20 protein-coding genes are annotated in these 17095 nt (G+C 52.3%); 17 read left to right on the forward strand and 3 right to left on the reverse strand.

Features of this window, described 5'->3' with window-relative positions; translation table 11 throughout:
* The first annotated feature begins 20 nt into the window (after positions 1-20).
* The 4 genes from JMI88_RS09050 (at position 21) to JMI88_RS09065 (ending at position 2728) form a co-directional block, all read left to right on the forward strand.
* The gene (locus JMI88_RS09050; protein ID WP_201361482.1) at positions 21-1070 is read left to right on the forward strand and encodes an ABC transporter substrate-binding protein; all 1050 of its coding nucleotides are present in this window, start codon (positions 21-23) and stop codon (positions 1068-1070) included.
* A 195-nt stretch (positions 1071-1265) separates the two neighbouring features.
* Positions 1266-1496: a hypothetical protein gene (locus JMI88_RS09055; protein ID WP_201361483.1), complete on the forward strand. Its 231-nt coding sequence runs from the start codon at positions 1266-1268 to the stop codon at positions 1494-1496.
* The gene (locus tag JMI88_RS09060) at positions 1493-1990 is read left to right on the forward strand and encodes a fasciclin domain-containing protein (protein WP_201361484.1); all 498 of its coding nucleotides are present in this window, start codon (positions 1493-1495) and stop codon (positions 1988-1990) included. The genes JMI88_RS09055 and JMI88_RS09060 overlap by 4 nt, the downstream gene beginning before the upstream one ends.
* Positions 1991-2245: 255 nt before the next feature.
* Positions 2246-2728: a DinB family protein gene (locus JMI88_RS09065; protein ID WP_201361485.1), complete on the forward strand. Its 483-nt coding sequence runs from the start codon at positions 2246-2248 to the stop codon at positions 2726-2728.
* Between the two features lie 36 nt (positions 2729-2764).
* Here the strand turns inward: JMI88_RS09065 and JMI88_RS09070 are convergent, their stop codons facing one another.
* The 3 genes from JMI88_RS09070 to JMI88_RS09080 form a co-directional block, all read right to left on the reverse strand.
* A complete protein-coding gene (locus JMI88_RS09070) occupies positions 2765-3247 on the reverse strand; it encodes an SDR family oxidoreductase (RefSeq protein WP_201361486.1) in 483 nt (160 codons plus the stop codon).
* Positions 3248-3408: 161 nt separating this feature from the next.
* Positions 3409-3744 carry a hypothetical protein gene (locus JMI88_RS09075; RefSeq protein ID WP_201361487.1) on the reverse strand — a complete coding sequence of 112 codons (336 nt, stop codon included), beginning with the start codon at positions 3742-3744 and terminating at the stop codon, positions 3409-3411.
* Positions 3741-4115: a CDP-alcohol phosphatidyltransferase family protein gene (locus JMI88_RS09080; RefSeq protein ID WP_201361488.1), complete on the reverse strand. Its 375-nt coding sequence runs from the start codon at positions 4113-4115 to the stop codon at positions 3741-3743. The genes JMI88_RS09075 and JMI88_RS09080 overlap by 4 nt, the downstream gene beginning before the upstream one ends.
* A 322-nt stretch (positions 4116-4437) precedes the next feature.
* Here JMI88_RS09080 and JMI88_RS09085 point away from each other — a divergent pair, with 322 nt between their 5' ends.
* The 13 genes from JMI88_RS09085 (at position 4438) to JMI88_RS40615 (ending at position 17055) form a co-directional block, all read left to right on the forward strand.
* A complete protein-coding gene (locus JMI88_RS09085) occupies positions 4438-4977 on the forward strand; it encodes a hypothetical protein (RefSeq protein ID WP_201361489.1) in 540 nt (179 codons plus the stop codon).
* Between the two features lie 118 nt (positions 4978-5095).
* Positions 5096-6076, forward strand: a complete 981-nt coding sequence (locus JMI88_RS09090) for a glycosyltransferase family 2 protein (protein WP_201361490.1) — start codon at positions 5096-5098, stop codon at positions 6074-6076.
* 186 nt (positions 6077-6262) lie between these two features.
* Complete coding sequence (locus JMI88_RS09095) at positions 6263-7606, forward strand: AAA family ATPase (RefSeq protein WP_201361491.1); 1344 nt, start codon at positions 6263-6265, stop codon at positions 7604-7606.
* 24 nt (positions 7607-7630) lie between these two features.
* Positions 7631-9745 carry an acetate--CoA ligase family protein gene (locus JMI88_RS09100; protein WP_201361492.1) on the forward strand — a complete coding sequence of 705 codons (2115 nt, stop codon included), beginning with the start codon at positions 7631-7633 and terminating at the stop codon, positions 9743-9745.
* Positions 9746-10079: 334 nt separating this feature from the next.
* Positions 10080-11108 (forward strand): NADH-quinone oxidoreductase subunit B family protein, encoded by a 1029-nt coding sequence (locus JMI88_RS09105; protein WP_201361493.1) that lies wholly within the window; start codon positions 10080-10082, stop codon positions 11106-11108.
* A 106-nt stretch (positions 11109-11214) separates the two neighbouring features.
* On the forward strand, positions 11215-12957 hold the full coding sequence (locus tag JMI88_RS09110) for a nickel-dependent hydrogenase large subunit (protein WP_201361634.1): 1743 nt from the start codon (positions 11215-11217) through the stop codon (positions 12955-12957).
* Between the two features lie 150 nt (positions 12958-13107).
* Positions 13108-13683 carry a NifU family protein gene (locus tag JMI88_RS09115; RefSeq protein ID WP_201361494.1) on the forward strand — a complete coding sequence of 192 codons (576 nt, stop codon included), beginning with the start codon at positions 13108-13110 and terminating at the stop codon, positions 13681-13683.
* A gap of 2 nt (positions 13684-13685) precedes the next feature.
* A complete protein-coding gene (locus JMI88_RS09120) occupies positions 13686-14351 on the forward strand; it encodes a DUF5947 family protein (protein WP_201361495.1) in 666 nt (221 codons plus the stop codon).
* Positions 14352-14414: 63 nt separating this feature from the next.
* A complete protein-coding gene (locus JMI88_RS09125) occupies positions 14415-15065 on the forward strand; it encodes a DUF6084 family protein (RefSeq protein WP_201361496.1) in 651 nt (216 codons plus the stop codon).
* The gene (locus JMI88_RS09130; RefSeq protein WP_201361497.1) at positions 15062-16099 is read left to right on the forward strand and encodes a hypothetical protein; all 1038 of its coding nucleotides are present in this window, start codon (positions 15062-15064) and stop codon (positions 16097-16099) included. Before JMI88_RS09125 ends, JMI88_RS09130 begins: the two co-directional genes overlap by 4 nt.
* The gene (locus tag JMI88_RS09135) at positions 16096-16386 is read left to right on the forward strand and encodes a hypothetical protein (protein WP_201361498.1); all 291 of its coding nucleotides are present in this window, start codon (positions 16096-16098) and stop codon (positions 16384-16386) included. Before JMI88_RS09130 ends, JMI88_RS09135 begins: the two co-directional genes overlap by 4 nt.
* On the forward strand, positions 16383-16955 hold the full coding sequence (locus tag JMI88_RS09140; protein WP_201361499.1) for a hydrogenase maturation protease: 573 nt from the start codon (positions 16383-16385) through the stop codon (positions 16953-16955). Before JMI88_RS09135 ends, JMI88_RS09140 begins: the two co-directional genes overlap by 4 nt.
* The gene (locus JMI88_RS40615) at positions 16936-17055 is read left to right on the forward strand and encodes a DUF6893 family small protein (protein WP_373323789.1); all 120 of its coding nucleotides are present in this window, start codon (positions 16936-16938) and stop codon (positions 17053-17055) included. The genes JMI88_RS09140 and JMI88_RS40615 overlap by 20 nt, the downstream gene beginning before the upstream one ends.
* Positions 17056-17095: the final 40 nt, after the last annotated feature.

The following is a 17095-nucleotide window of genomic DNA, read 5'->3' on the forward strand; positions in this document are numbered from 1 at the left end:
AGAAAGGTCCTTATATTTATATGAACGCTCGCACTCGTTTATTGCTAAGCATCGGCATTCCATTGCTGGTGCTATTGGTTGTGGTAGGTCTGTATCTGGCGCAGCAGCAACGGAGTAACGTTCCTGCCCAGCCCACGACGAAGCAGCCATTGACCACGATGAAACTGGCCCTTGATTGGACACCGAATACCAATCACACAGGCGTCTATGTTGCTATGAGCAAGAAGTGGTATCAAGAGCAGGGCATTAACCTGCAGATTGTTCCCTATTCTTCGAATGTTACTCCTGATGTACTCGTGAGCAATGGCAAAGCAGACGTGGGAGTAAGCTCGACTGAATCGGTGGTTTCTGATGCGGCGGTGGGTCAGCCAACCGTCTCGATTGCGGCGATTGTGCAGCACAACACCTCGGCTCTGGCTGCGCTGTCAAGCTCGGGCATCAAACGTCCTCGCGACCTGGATGGCAAGACCTATGGGGCTTTTGGCGCTCCCTATGAGGCGGCTGTGATTAGCCAGATCATCAAGCACGATGGCGGCAAAGGCAATATCAAGAGCATCACCCTGGACATTGATCCTCTGCAGGCGCTGCAGAGCCATCACGTAGACTTCGTCTGGATCTTTGAGGGCGCGGAGGGCATCCAGGCCAAACACCAGGGCATGCCACTGAATACGTTCCCCATTATCAATTATGGGATCGCTGATTACTACACGCCCACCTTTATCGCCAGCCCGAACGAGATTAAAGTGAAGCCAGACCTGCTACACAGGTTTATGAAGGCGACCGCCCAGGGCTACGAATATGCGCGCACGCATGCCAGCGAGGCCGCCCAGATTATGATGCAGGAAACTCCGAAGGGAACTTTTCCCGATCTATCTTATGTGCAGGACAGCCAGCAGTTCTTGAGTGAGCACTACGCCGATAACGGACGCCGCTGGGGATTGCAGGATGCCGCCGCCTGGCATGGCTATCCTCAATTTATCCTCAAGGCCGGTGGCGTCAAGGATGCTAATGGTAAAGATGTGACCAGCCTCAACCTGAACGCGCTCTACACCAACCAATTTCTCCCCTAAATACGGCCGGGCCATCATATAAAAAAAATAGGTTCGGATGATCATGCCCCCGGCATGATCATCCGAACCTATTTTTGCATGAATGGGGCGGTGCCATGTTACTTCTTAGGGATATATAGACGTGCTAGAGGTGGAAGCGTGTCGGTTATTGATGTGTATGTTTGATTGGTCTGGCTGGAAGAGAGGGTAAATGCTATGAATAATTCCCAGGTGACAGGCAATTCTGTAGCTGTAGGGCAAGTTGATAATAGATCCGTTGCTGCACCGATTGTGGCTTATCCGTCCTGGCCGTCGTCGGTGCCGGGTCCTCTGCGGGTCTTGCCTGCAGCGAATGAGCGTCCAGTTAATCGCTGGCGCAGCGAACAGATGGTTGAGATAGAATATGATCAGGAGACCGGTAAGTCTCTGCCTGCAGGTGAGCTATGAAAGATATTGATGATCTGCTGCTTTCGCGCACAACGTCGTTCACGTTTAATGCTTTGCACACATTGTTGTGCGCCTCTGGTTTGGATGTGGATCTGCAGAGCTATGCGGGGAACATCACTTTGTTCGCACCACCTGATGAGGCGCTTGAGCGCCTGAAAGAGAAGACTCCTTTTGATTTGATGAAAGACATTCAGAATCTACGGCGGTTGTTATCTTTCCATATGGTGCCGCTACGGCTGACGCAAGCGAATCTGCATTCTCTGTTGCAGCAGGCGCAGCCCGCCACTACCCCCACGCTGGAACTGGAAACCATTTCCGGCTATCCATTGCATGTTACGCAGTCCGAGAGTTTGATGGTTGAGGATGCCAGCGTGCTGGCCGTTGAGCTGATTGCCGACAATGGGATCGCGCATGTGATTGACCATGTTCTCTGGCCACCAGGACTGCACGAGGGATCTTTCCACAGCAACGTGCCGTTTCACACCAGCGCCTGATCTCCAGCTCTGTAATTGGCGTAGCAGCGCTGGCTGTTCAATAATTTCGATTGCTGCTATCGAAAACTATAGCTACCACCTCTGATTCCATTTCTGGTAGAGTGAAGGCATACAGCATTCTTTGCATATCATATGCGTGAGGAATGCTCTTGTCCGTAGCGTCTGCAGTTAAAGGAGCAACGGGATGGTTTGTGTTGTCCCGTTGCGACTGACGGCAGGCGATTGAGTTGAGTGCACAATGAATGGAGAGAGACGATGGTTGCTACCCGTACACAGTTGATGAGCACGCTGGAACAGACCCATCCGACGCTGGTTCGTTTGACTTCACACCTTTCAGATGCTGAACTGGATTTTCGGCCGGAGTCCGAAGCCTGGAGTACGCGTGAGATATTGGCCCATCTGGTGGATGATGAGATGTTTGTGATGCGGACGCGCCTGGAGCGTATGGTCAAAGAGGAGCGTCCCGTTCTAGCTTCGCACGACGAGAAAAAGTGGTATCGACAGCGCAATACGGCGCGGGATACAGTTGATGAACTCTTGAGCGACTTTGCTGTTCAGCGTGCCGCCAGCCTGGGTATCCTCAGGCTTTTCCGTGCGGAAGAGTGGGAACGTACCGCGTACCATCCCGAATATGATTATTTCACCGCCGAGAAATGGGTGGGCTATTGGGTTGAGCACGATCTTACTCATGTGCGCCAAATTGAGAGCAATAGCGCCGCATTTTCAAAAAAACCGTAGATTCGGCCAATCTACGAGAGGGGCGGCCCTTGTGGCTTAGAGGCCGCCCGTATTGCGCATTAAGCCACCGTCGATAAAGAAAGTCGAACCAGTCACATACGCGGCGGCGTCGGAGGCAAGATAGAGCGCTAGCTTGCCAATTTCTTCTGGCTGACCCATGCGGTGCAGTGGGATCTCGTCCAGCAATGCTTTATATTTCTTGGGGTCCGCCTTCACATCGGCATCAATCGGAGTATCGATAGCACCTGGGCCGATGTTATTGACGGTGATATTGTATGGAGCCAGTTCCAGGCAAATGGTGCGCATCAGCATGCGCATACCACCTTTGGCGCAGCAATAGGGCACATTCTCTGGCATTGGGAGATCCTCCTGCTGCCGGACCTCTTCAGCTTTATCCTGCGCGTGCGCGTAGTTGATGACAATCGTGGCACCCGCACTGGCCAGTTCGAGCGCGATCCCTCGCCCGATGCCGCTATCTGCTCCAGTTATTACCGCAACTTTTTGGTCAAGTTGTCCCATCTATGTATCTTGATCCTTTCTATACATAAAAGGCACTACAAATATATGTCAGCCATACCTCTATTTATCAAGCATCTATAGATAGCACGATTGCTCGCCCAAAAAAGTTGTCCAGGACCGATTAGTGGCATATATAATTGTTTGCAGCCATAAAAAGGATACTAGAGGGACTCCTCTGGAGTTGATGACTGGGTGTGGTCGATTGAGATTGGTGATTGCCGGCTGAGATTGGGGGTTTCGACATGTTTTTTATCTGCTTGCTGGGTGGCGCGATAAACCGCGAACATGCGCTCGACCGCGGTGACATTGGAGAAAACGGCCAGGACCACTAAGGCCCACATGGTCAGACCAAATAGCAAGCCGACGGCCAGAATGACTACACGTTCGGGACGCGCCAGCAAGCCTGTCTTGCATTCGATATTCAGCCCTTCGGCGCGTGCTTTCGTATAGCTTACCATCAAGGAACCCACGATCGAGATATAAATGAGGATAATCATCCACAATTGCACCGATCCCGTAAACCACAGGTTGTCCTGCATCGTTGGATGAAGAAGTGCATAGAACAGTAGCCCCCAAGGATGATCGCCTCCGAATAGCGATCCAGCGTGGAGTCAAGAAAGGCGCCAAATGTGGTCTCGATATTGCGCAGGCGCGCGGTGGCACCATCAAATAGATCAAAGATCCCGGTAAACAGCACCAGCAGGCCACCTATTACAAAGAGGCCCTGACTGATAACAACCGCTGTGACCACGCTAAAGAACAGGCCAATGAGCGTAAAAGTATTAGGAGTGATGCCTAGATTGGCTAATGGGCGGATAATTTGCGCAGCAAGTTGTCGGGCCCATTTCTGTATATCTTTGTTGAACATTTATATCCTACCGTTTTGTATTAGTATACTCAATCAAACTCGCGCGGAGATGGATCGTATTTATTATTGTAGCATCTTGAAACTCATAAATGTCAGCATTGACTGTAGGGGTGTATAGCAACAGGAAGTCTATGAAAAGTGTATTTTTATCTCTCCTTCATTTGAATAGCACGATTGAACCAGATAGAAAGTGTCATCCTATTACATCAGCAGCAGGCTGTCTCAAAAGGATCAGCATAGCCGTGTTGTAAGAGTGAAGTAGTTGCCCGATTTACAAAGAAAAACGTTTGGTATATATCATTTTCGTTGAAAGAGAGGTGTTATGATGGCGATGGCACAAGACTCCATTGTCGTGGGAGTATTCGCCAATCAGGATCAGGCCCGGAATGCTATTGATGAGCTAAAGGGTGCGGGTTATAGTGATGAGCGCCTCGGGTTTTTAGTGCGTGTCGATACCGATGTTCAGGTGAGTATTGAGGATGTAGGTAAGCCGGCGGCGACCGGAGCTTTGGGTGGCGGTGTTCTGGGTGGTTTGCTTGGTGCTGTGGCCTCTTTGTTAATTCCGGGTTTTGGACCAGCTATTGCTGGCGGTGTGCTGGCGGCAACACTGGGTGGTGTAGCGTTGGGTGCCACAGCGGGCAGCGCTATCGGTATTCTGAGCAGCATAGGTTTTTCACAGGAAGATGCCAGATTCTATCAGCGTGCGCTGGAAAACGGCGGCACTATTGTCACCGTTAAAGCTGATTTTGATCAGGATGTTGCGCTGGCCATTTTGTTACGTAACGGAGCATCCAATGCGGCCGTCAAATATAGCGAGTTTAACGCCCCTCCTATCTTGCATCATCATGAGGATGAAAACTAGCGCGGGGATACTTTATAATAGGTGTGAGCCAGTAGGTTTGTTATAGTCTGACATATCTGCCTGACGTGGCGGCTCCAACGATTGTTCTGTTGCTGTTTGAAAAATTACAGGCGTGCCTATGATCACGAAGGTATCTGTTGTTATTCCGACCTATAAGCGTCATGATTACCTGGATCGGTGTCTGCGGGCACTGCTCAGTCTGGAATTTGTGCCTACCGACTATGAGATTATCATTGTTGATGATGCTAATAGCTCTGCTACACATCAGCAGGTTGAAGAATGGCGGCAGCGTACGCAGAAGGACGGATACACGATTGTGTATGTGCCCATGACCGGAGCGCTCCATGGACCTGCCGCTGCTCGCAACGCTGGCTGGCAGCAGGCGCGCAGCGAACTGATTGCCTTTATTGACGATGATTGTATTCCGGAACTGAGCTGGCTAAAAGCTGGCGTGGCAGCCTTTACCGACGATGTTGCCGCTGTCTCCGGCAAAATTGTGGTCCCGTTACAGCACGACTATACCGAATACGAATACACTGTCTCACAATTAAGCCAGGCCGAATTTGTGACGGCTAACTGCTTTTACCGGCGTACTGTCCTGCAGCAACTGCATGGTTTTGATACCCGCTTCCATGCTTCCTGGTGCGAAGATAGCGATGTATTTTTTACCTTCCTCGAACATGGTATGCGTGGCATTAAAGCTCCCACCGCCATCGTCATGCATCCAGTGCGTCCTGCTCCCTGGGGAACGAGTTTGCGCTTACAAAAAAAAGGGCTTTATGATGCCTTATTGTTCAAGAAGCATCCAGCTCTCTATCGGCAACGCATCCAGGCCAGACCGCTCTGGAATTATTACTGCATCCTTGGTGTCTTCTTACTATTACTGGTAGCTAGCATCCTTAATCTCTGGCTCCTGGCATTGATTGCCCTTGCCGCCTGGCTCTACATGACTGCGCGCCTATGTATCCAACGCCTGCAAAAGACAGCACGCACTCCGCGCCATGTGCTTGAGATAGTGATTACCTCGGCGCTCATACCCCCGCTCGCACTTTTCTGGCGCTGCTACGGCATGCTCAGGTTCCATACGATTTTCCTGTAGTCTAATGGGGTCTGCCAGACAACTGAAGTGTTACAATTTGTGCTCTGCGGACGTGATGCGATAAGTAGGGTGATTGGAATGCTAGCTAAAATAGTTGTGTGGTCCCCTCTATCGTGCGCGTAATGGGCTTTACATGCAGGATAATGAAAAGATGGAGAGGGAGTACAGGTTGTCAAGGAGGCAGCAATGGTAGAAATTATGCAGGAGAGGCGGATTGCGTTCGCCCCGGCGATCGATGTCGTTATTCAGGGTGCCCAGCGCGAAGCGGCACATATGCAGGCGCTCGAGTATCATCCCGAGCATCTTTTGCTCAGTATCTTGCGCATCAAAGATGAGACGAACGAGGGAATTTTTAGTGTGTTGGGGATGGATATGCGGGCTTTGCGGCGTGCGGCGGCCGAGGTTGTGCGTCCTGGTGTGGAACTTGTCGCCAGCAGTTCGGATCTTCCACCTTCGCCTGCAGCCCAGGAGTGCCTGGATTGGGCCTTGAACTTTGCTATGCAGCGTCGTTGCTTATATGTGCGACCAGATCACCTTGTCCTGGCTGTCCTGCGGCATCCACAGGTGCAGCCGTTGCTAGTGCTGATGTATTCGCCTGTGGATGTGATACCATCCTACTTAACTGAAGAGAGCGGCACCGCATATACCAACGCGGTAGATCAGTTGATTCAGGCCAAGGTTCGCGAGTGCAAGCGTTCTGGCAAGCACTTCTCTACCCTACCAATTATTAAATGCGAGCGTCCAACCATTACCTTTGCGGATATTCTGGGTGTTAATACCGTCAAGCGGGAACTGCACAACCTGGTTACCTATCTAAGCTGGTCGCAGTTCTATCAACGTCCCCGGATCGTCGATCTGGATGAAACAGTGCTGATCGGCCATCCCTGCACCGAGCGTACCCTGCTGGTCCATGCAATTGCAGGTGAGGCCGGCGTCTCGATGGTTTCGCTCTCTTTGTCGAAGCTGGTTGACCTGATCAATGCCCTGGCGATCGAGAGTGTAGACGAGGAAGACCTGCTCTGGCTAGAGCAGGAGTATCCTACTTTTTTGCGCTCTAATATCGTGCAGACGTGCCGCAATCTGGTGAAAGTGGCCTTTGAGCTGGCACAGAAATGGATCCCCTGCCTGCTGTTTCTGGAAGATCTGGATGCGATCGCGCGCTTTGAGCAGCGTGAGCATAGAATGGCTGTGCAGCGCCAGTTGCTGGTTGAACTGGATGGTTTTGATCGGGAACTATCGATGGCGGTGGTTGCTACAGCCTACCGGCCAGAGGTGCTGGACCCCGAATTGATGCAGGTTGGACACTTTGGCCGCCATATTTACCTGGGTGAAAGTTATGCAGTACATCCCGCATCCCAGACCAGGTTATGCCTCTCCTGTAAGCATGAGGTGCTGGCCAGCTGGACCTATTGTGTCTATTGTGGCGCTAAACTGGTCAAGCTGTGTCCACGCTGTCGCGCTCCGCATGTTGAAGTTGAGGGAGCGCGTTACTGCTTCTCCTGTGGTAGCGACATCTGGTCGGATGAATAGGCTGATTAGCAGAGGCACAATGTTATGGTGAGAGAACTTTTCAACGTGAGGTCGGTGGCGGTGATTGGTGCTTCAGAGAATCCAAAGAAGCTCGGGTATACTATTGTTAAAAATCTGGTGCATTATCGTTTTCGTGGCGCCATTTATCCGATTAGCCTGCATGCCCAGACTATCCTGGGCATCAAGACCTATACGCATGTGGAGGAGGTGCCGAGGGATATCGACCTGGCGGTGATTGCCGTGCCTGCGGCAGTTGTGCCAGAGGTGCTGCGACAGTGCGTGAACAAGGTCATTCCCCTGGTCATTGTGATCTCAGCGGGCTTTAAAGAAACAGGTGAACAAGGAGCCTGCCGCGAACAGCAATTGCTGGAGATCATTGCTGGCTCCAATACGCGCTTGCTGGGTCCCAACTGCCTGGGTTTGATCGACGCTGCCAGTTCCTTAAACGCCTCTTTCGCTGCCAATTTTCCCGCTTATGAGCCTATCTCCTTTATTTCACAATCAGGTGCGCTGGGGGCTGCTTTTCTGGATTGGATCAGCGCCAATCATTTAGGCATTCATTACTTTATCTCGCTGGGCAACAAAGCGGATCTGGATGAGAATTATTTTCTGGAGCGCCTGTACAGCGATAAACTTATTGCCTGCTATCTGGAAGATATTAAGGATGGTCAACAGTTCTTGCAGATTGGCCAGAAATATAATTGCAACCGACCGGTGATTGTTTTGAAGGCCGGCAGGAGCGCGTCTGCTGCAGAGGCTATCAGGTCTCATACTGGCGTCCTGGCAGGTGGCTATCCACTGACGAAAGCGGCTCTACAGCAATATGGCTATATTGTGGTCGAGACGATTGGGGATCTATTTCATACGCTGAAGGCCTTTGCCTGGCAGCCGTTGCCGACATTTAATAGAGTCGCGATTGTCAGCAACGCTGGCGGGGCTGCTGTAGTGGCTACGGATACCTTGATCGAGAAAGGCTTAGAACTGGCGGATCTGAGCCTGGAGACGCAGAATGTGCTGCGCTCCGCCAGCATTCATAATCCCATAGATGTGGCTGGCGATGCCCTGTCAGAGCGCTATTTGCAGGTCATGGAGGCTGTGTTACAGGAGGAAGATGTCTCCTCGTTGCTTGTTATTCTGACCCCCCAGGTAATGACCGAAATTGAAAAGACGGCAGCATATATCGGGGGGATGAAGAAGTATGGTAAGCCAATCCTGGCTTCGTTTATTGGCGGTACCCTGGTTGATAAGGGACTCAAGCTGCTGGACGAGAGAAAAGTGCCTGCCTATCATTTTCCAGAAACGGCGCTCAATGTGCTGGCTGCGATGACCTGGTACGCTAGCTATCGACAGCGGACCGCCTACAATCTACCCACGCCTGCTCTAAAGAGTCCCTATTATGAGGAGCATCATGCTGCCGTGAATGAGCTCTATCAGCAAGCCCGCGCCCTGGGGCTTAACACTTTGCCGCAGGTCAGCGTGGATGAGCTGACGCGGCGCTATCATATAGCGGCCCCGGAAAGCTATGTATGCAAGCAGGTCGACCAGGCTGTTTTATGTGTGCGTGCGTCCGTGGGCTATCCATGTGTGCTTAAAATTGTTGCACCTACACTGCTGCATAAATCTGATATTGGAGCGGTGATCACCAACATCAAAGACGAGGTGGCCTTGCGTGAGGCATACTATCAGCTTGAAGCGCTGATCCGTGAGCGTAAGATTGCGGATGCAGCTATCTGTGTGCAGAAATATATCGAGCCTGGCAGGCAGTTGATTGTGGGCGCTACGCGCGACGCTAACTTTGGCACCATCTTGCTTTTTGGTAGCGGTGGCATCTACACCGAGCTCCTGGGCGACGTTGTCAGGCGTGTTGCTCCGCTTGAACGTGCTGAGATGCTGACTATGATCTCTGAGACGCGCATTGCTCCAATCCTGGAAGGTATGCGTGGACAAAAGGCGGTCGATATCCAGCGCATCATAGACGTCATCAAAGCAGTCGAATACCTGATGCAGGACTATGATTTTATACAATCCATTGACATCAACCCATTGCTTGTTAGCGCCGACAGCATCTGTGCCGTCGATATCAAAATATTTTTGAATTCCGCAAAAAACCATACGACGGATAACATGATCGAGCATTAACCCATCATGTAAATGGGCAATAACATACGCATGACGTTAAATATGCTGAAAATTAAGCATCAGTGAGTTCTTGACATTGCTAGTGGTGTAGTGTAATGTTTTTTTGTATGCTTGCTTTCGATGCAAATAAGAGCCGAGCAGTTTCCTCTTCTGTTCTCTCTCGTAGTAAAAATTGACGTAAATATCCGCTTAATCGCGTCCATTGTAGTGGCGGCCCATTATCTGCACAGATAATGCCATCCGCTCAACAGTACATAAACCCGCGGCGAGTTTCGTTTTCCCGTAAGTTGCGTCTATGTGGATGAGTAAGAGTGACAGCTAAAGAGGATAGATTATGGTCACCAGAACTCGTGTGGAAGAAGTACACATCATTTGGATGACGGCCGGGCTTGGCTGTGATGGTGATACCATCTCGACTACCGCAGCCAGCCAACCAAGCATTGAAGATGTGCTATTGGGTGCGATCCCCGGTTTGCCGAAAGTGTATTTGCATAATCCAGTGCTGGCCTATGAAACTGGCGAGAATTTCATGTCCTGGTGGTATAAGGCTGAGCGTGGAGAATTGGATCCCTTTGTGCTAGTGGTAGAGGGGTCGATCCCGAACGAGAAGATCAAATCAGAGGGATATTGGGCCGCTCTTGGCTCGGACGAAAGCGGTCAGCCGATTACCACCACCACGTGGGTGGATCGCCTGGCGCCGAAGGCCTGGGCCGTGGTGGCTGCCGGCACCTGCGCTACCTATGGTGGCATTCATGCGATGGCGGGCAATCCCACGGGCGCTATGGGTCTGCCTGATTATCTGGGTTGGCATTGGAAGTCCAAAGCCGGTAATCCGATTGTATGTGTGCCTGGTTGTCCTGTTCAGCCTGATAACTTTATGGAGACGCTACTCTACCTGCTCTACCAGGCTGCTGGCCTGGCTCCTACTATTCCCCTGGATGAAGCCCTGCGCCCGACCTGGCTGTTTGAAAAGACGGTTCATGAAGGCTGCGATCGCGCCGGCTACTTTGAGCAAGGCGATTTTGCCACTGAATATGGCTCTCCCAAGTGTATTGTCAAATTGGGTTGCTGGGGACCTGTCGTACAATGCAACGTTCCCAAACGCGGCTGGATGGCCGGCATCGGTGGCTGCCCGAACGTGGGTGGTATCTGCATTGGCTGTACCATGCCGGGCTTTCCCGACAAATTTATGCCGTTTATGGATGAGCCACCTGGCAGCAAATTCTCTTCTAGTGTCTCGCGCTCCTATGGTCGGGTGATTCGCTCCTTGCGCCAGTTCACCAACGATACGCTGAACAAAGAGCCGTCATGGCGTCGTCCTGGTCCGGAGCTCAAGACAGGTTATCAACCAACGTGGAAGTAATAATGTAAGATGCTCCACGCAAGTGCGGGTAGAAGGAGAAAACAGCAACGTGAGCACCGAAATTAAACGACAAGAACCGCGCGGCGTTCCACCGCAGCTGGTGGAGATGTCCTGGGATCCGATTACACGTATTGTTGGTAGCCTGGGCATCTATACCAAGATCGATTTTAAGCAGCGCCAGGTAGTGGAGTGCCACAGTACCTCCTCTATTTTTAGAGGGTATAGCCTGTTTATGCAGGGGAAAGATCCACGCGACGCGCACTTTATTACCAGTCGCATCTGCGGCATCTGCGGTGATAACCATGCTACCTGCGCGGTCTATGCGCAGAACATGGCCTTTGGCGTTGTGCCGCCCCCGATTGGCGAGTGGATTCTCAATCTGGGCGAGGCGGCCGAATATATGTTCGACCACTGCATCTACCAGGACAACCTGGTTGGCGTGGACTTCTGTGAGCAGATGGTGAAAGAGACGAATCCATCTGTAATGGGAAAGGCCGAGAAAACTGAGGCGCCGCACGCCTATCTACATGGCTATCGCACCATTGCCGACATTATGCGCTCGCTCAATCCTTTTAGCGGCGAGTTCTACCGAGAGTCACTGCAAATGAGTCGCATGACGCGTGAGAAGTTCTGCCTGATGGAGGGACGCCATGTCCATCCTTCAACCCTCTATCCAGGTGGAGTCGGCACGGTAGCAACTATTCAGGTGTTTACCGATTACCTCGTCCGGCTGATGAAATATGTCGAGTTCATGAAGAAGGTCGTGCCGATGCACGATGATCTCTTCGACTTTTTCTATCAGGCCTTGCCGGGCTATGAAAAGGTGGGACAGCGCCAGGTGCTGTTAGGATGCTGGGGTGCTTTTCAGAATCCGGGCGCTTGCGATTACACCTACCAGAACATGGAGAAGTGGGGCCGGGCCATGTATGTCACGCCTGGCATCGTGATAGATGGGAAGCTGCGCACGACCAGCCTGGTCGACATCAACCTGGGTTTGCGTGTCTTACTGGGTAGTTCTTTCTATGAGGACTGGGAGAATCAGCAGACATTTGTAGCTCATGATCCGCTGGGTAATCCAGTAGATAAGCACCATCCCTGGAACCAGACCACGCTACCGCGACCGCAGAAGCGCAATTTCGAGGGTAATTATAGCTGGGTCATGTCGCCGCGCTGGTACGATGACCAGACCGGTAAATACCTGGCCCTGGATACTGGCGGCGGCCCGATCGCCCGCCTGTGGGCGACTGCCCTGGCTGGCCTGGTTGATCTCGGTGGCTATATTAAAGCGACCGGCCATAGCGTAAAGATCACGCTGCCTAAGACAGCCCTTAAACCCGAGATGGAGCTGGAGTGGAAGATTCCGCAGTGGAGCAATGCGTTGGAGCGTGATCGCGCCCGTACGTACTTCCAGGCCTATGCTGCGGCTGCGGCCATCTACTTTGTCGAGAAGGCTTTGACCGAGGTACGCGCCGGCCGCACCAAAACGTGGTCGGACTTTAAGGTGCCGCAAGAAGCGATCGGTTGTGGCTTCCATGAAGCGGTGCGCGGTGTTCTCTCCCATCACGTGGTGATACGTGATGGCAAGATTGCCAATTACCATCCCTATCCGCCCACCCCCTGGAATGCCAGTCCACGTGACATCTATGGCACGCCAGGACCTTATGAAGATGCCGTACAAAATACACCCATCTTCGAGGAGAATGGGCCAGATAACTTTAAGGGTATTGATATTATGCGCACAGTGCGCAGCTTTGATCCCTGCCTGCCATGTGGCGTTCACATGTACCTGGGCAAAGGGAAGGAGCTCCAGGTTGTGCACTCGCCAACCTTTGGTATAACAACAACGTAGGTGCGCCCCTTGCGGGCGCTTCCCGCCTCGCCGCACGTCAAGGCCAGATGTACGGGAGAAAAAAAACGCGACGTAGGTGCGCCCCTTGCGGGCGCTTTCTACCTCGCCGCATGTCAATGCCGAAAACCCATGATCCAGAAAGGTTGTAGCATGCAACAGGATAAGGAGCAACAGCAGCAGGCTGAGCGCATCGAGGCGTTAATCGAGGAGGTGGCTGGCTTTGCGGATCAGCACGTCCGTGCAACTGTCCAGGAACTGATCCAGAGTATGCTGGCTATGTATGGGGAAGGTTTGACACGCATGCTGGCACTGACCAGGCAGCACGAGGAATGTGGTGCGGAAATCATTGACCAGTTTGGCGCGGACGACCTGATTGGTCCCTTGCTGCTACTCCATGGTCTGCATCCCGTCGATACACGCACGCGTATCCTGCGCGCGCTGGCAGATTTGCGTCCCTCCCTGCAGGCGCATGGAGGAGATGTTGAACTGGTACGTATTGAGCAGGGGATTGCCTATTTCAAAATGCTGGGGAGCTGCAACGATTGTTCAGCTTCCAGTGCTCACCTCTTGCGCGACGTTGAAGATGCGGTCTATAAGGTGGCTCCCGAAATAGATGATATTAGCACGGCCGCTGAAGAAGCGCGTTTTTCGCATCCCGTTACTTTTATGCCGAGACGCCGCCGTAAGCAAGAGGCAACTTTGTCAGCTGGAATGGGAGAGGACTAGCGATGGATGCGGAGCAGGCGCGTGCCTCTTTGCGCAGATTACGTCAGTTTATGCGCAACCCTATCGAGTCGGCCAATAACCCAGCCGCAGGACCGTGTGAATTGTGTGGAGAGGGTCTGGCAGAGCAGCACCGGCACCTGTGGGAACGCTCCACCCACACCATCCACTGTGTCTGCACCGCCTGTTCGCTGCTGATGAGCCGGGAAGGGGCCGGTGCCGGCAAATATGTGGTGGTTCCTGAGCGCTATCTTCTGCTGGAAGACTTTGCGCTTAGCGATAGTGCCTGGAACGAACTGCTGATACCGGTAAACATGGCTTTTTTCGTTCGGACCAGCACAGGGCACGACCGGCGGCTGAGGGCCTTTTATCCGGGACCCGCCGGAGCCACCGAGTCGTTGTTGGACGAGAGCCAGTGGCAAACTCTGCTGCAGGAGAATCCTGTGCTTACCGACATGCAGCCAGAAGTCGAGGCGCTACTGATCCAGCGTATCATGGCTCCTTATCGCTATTACCTGGTGCCGATCGATAGCTGTTATCAACTGGTCGGCCTGATTCGTCGCACCTGGCGCGGCTTTAGCGGCGGCGCCGCAGCGTGGCAAAGCATTAACACCTACTTTGAAACTATACAAGCGAAGGCGACTGTATGGAAGGATGTTCCAAAATCATAGGTGCGGGGCTTGCCCCCGCTTCGATTGTATGGAGGTATCTTTCAGCGCCGAAAGGATCATTGCATGCCAGATCTAAACTTTGAAGTCACGGCAGCTGAAGTAATCCCTTTTGCGGCTGTGCCAACGCTGGGTTTCACACTGGCGATCACCAATAGGGTGCCCGCCGAGACGATTTTTAGCATCGCCCTGCGCTGTCAGCTACAGATTGCCGCGCCCCAACGGCGCTATGCCCGGGAAGAACAGGAGCGCCTGCAGGATGTGTTTGGTACGCCTGAGCGCTGGCAGGGGACTCTGCGCAGTTTGCTCTGGCAGCATATCAATATAGTCGTCCCCACTTTTGATGCCCAGACCACGATCACCCTGCCGGTTGCCTGCACCTATGACTTTGAAGTGGTGAGCACCAAATACCTGGCTGCTTTGAAAGAGGGCACCGTACCGCTCCTCTTCTTGTTCAGCGGCACCATTTTTTATCAGGATAAGCAGCAAAACCTGCAGGTTAGCCGCGTCCCCTGGTCCAAGGAGGCCAGCTATCGCATGCCGGTCTCTCTCTGGCACTCTCTGATCGAGCACTATTATCCCAATAGCGCCTGGATACGTATTCAGAGAGATGTTTTTGATCAACTCTATCAGTACAAAGTGGAACATGGCCAATCTAGCTGGGAGAGCGCGCTAACCCTGTTGTTGGCGCAAGCCCACCAGGAGGTGCAGCCATGAAGATAGAGCAGATCAAAGAGATCGCCGATGCCATCCTCTATGAGGGCTATTTGCTCTATCCCTATCGTCGTTCAGCCATTAAAAATCGCCAGCGTTGGACATTTGGAGTGGTGTATCCGCGCTCTTATAGTAGTGCGCAGGGGAATAGCGAACCATGGAGCATGCAGACTGAATGCCTCCTACAGGGAGATCAACAGACCCGGCTGACTATCTCGGTACGTTTCTTGCATCTATTGTTGAATAGTGTGGTGCAGCGTGATCACCAGTCGTCTCTAACACAGGGTGGGAACCACATTGAGCGCCAGATGCAAGATGAATGGGAGGAGGGAGTGGCGCGGGAAGTCGTGATACCAGAGATCAGGCTGCCAGAAATTTTGAGCCAGCCGCTGTTGGCGCCTATCGATTTTCCCGGACGCTATGTTTCAACGACCACCACCGATGCCACCGTTATTTCTTCGTCGCGTGAGCAGCAAGATATCTACGGCCAGGTGCGTATTACGGCCCACTGCGTTGAGGACGCAGTGTACAGGCTGCGTGTCAGCATTGAAAATAATACTCCACAAATCGGCATTAATCCTGATCAACGTGAGGCGGTCTTACTCTACTCATTTGTTTCAACCCATACCATCCTGCAAATTGAGCAGGGGCAGTTCTTTTCCTTGCTGGACCCGCCTGAGCATTTACGGACATCAGCGCAGGCCTGTCAGAATGCGCACACCTGGCCTGTTCTGATAGGCGATGTTGGCGAGCACAGCGCCATACTCTCATCACCCATTATCCTGTACGACTACCCACAGATTGCGCCTGAAAGTATGGGTTCCTTCTTCGATGGTACCGAAATTGATGAATTACTGACTCTGCGCATGATGACTCTGACCGAGGATGAAAAGGAAGAGCTCAGACATGGTGACGAGCGCGCACGTGCAATTTTGGAGCGGACGGAGTCCCTTTCAACGGAACAGTTTATGAAACTCCACGGCGTGATCCGTAGTTATGAGTGCTTGCAGCCTGATGAGGAAGGGAAAAACATATGATGAATCAATTTGAACCACCCATTGTAAGCGTCATTGGTGGCGTCGCTAAAATTGGCGATCGTGTGCGGCTTCATCCCCGGGCCAAGGCTGACGCATTTGATATGCTGTTGGAAAGCAGATTAGCGCGCGTCGAAGAGATCAAGCAAGATTTCGAGGATCGCATGTACCTGGTGGTCACGCTGGAAGATGACCCAGGCAATGAGCAAGAAGAGGACCGTGTCTTGCCCGGTCATCGCTTTTTCTTTTATCCAGGAGAAGTAGAGTTGGTGGAGGAGGAGTTTGTATGAGTGGGCAGGCCCATTCTAAGGAGGAGCGAAGAATTTTAATCGCGGGCATTGGCAATATCTTCTTTGGCGATGATGGCTTTGGCGTTGAGGTCGCCCAGCGCCTGCTGGCAGGACGATATTCTGCTAATGTTGAGATTGTAGATTTTGGTATTCGTGGCGTGGATCTGGCCTATACCTTGTTGGAAGACTATGATGAATTGATACTGGTGGATGCCGTGTCGCGTGGAGGTGCACCGGGCACGCTCTATTTGATCGAGCCTGATCGCCTGTCTGCACAGCAGTCCGAGGCCCGGGAAAGCTTTTTGGATGCGCACAGCATGGACCCGCTTAAAGTACTGGCCTTCGCGCGCAACATGGGCGCGCGCCCCATCCATACGTTGCTGGTCGGTTGCGAACCAGCTGCGGTGGGCAATGCCGATGAAGATCTCGTCGTAGGCCTGAGCGAGGTTGTCCAGTCTATGATCCCTGGCGCTATCGAAATGATCGACCTGCTGGTCGATAAACTAAGTGTCACGTCAGAAATTATCTTGCCGCTGAAGGAGGCACGTTATGGTCACTCTTCGTCTTAACATACCTTTGCTGATACTGGCTCTGTTAGGCATAGCTCTGTTTGTTGTAGGTATTCAATTGCCAGATATCCAGCGTTATTTACGTATACGATCCATGTAAGCAAGTTACATTGTAGCGAATACAGATGATAGCCAGAAAA

The organism is Dictyobacter formicarum (assembly GCF_016587435.1).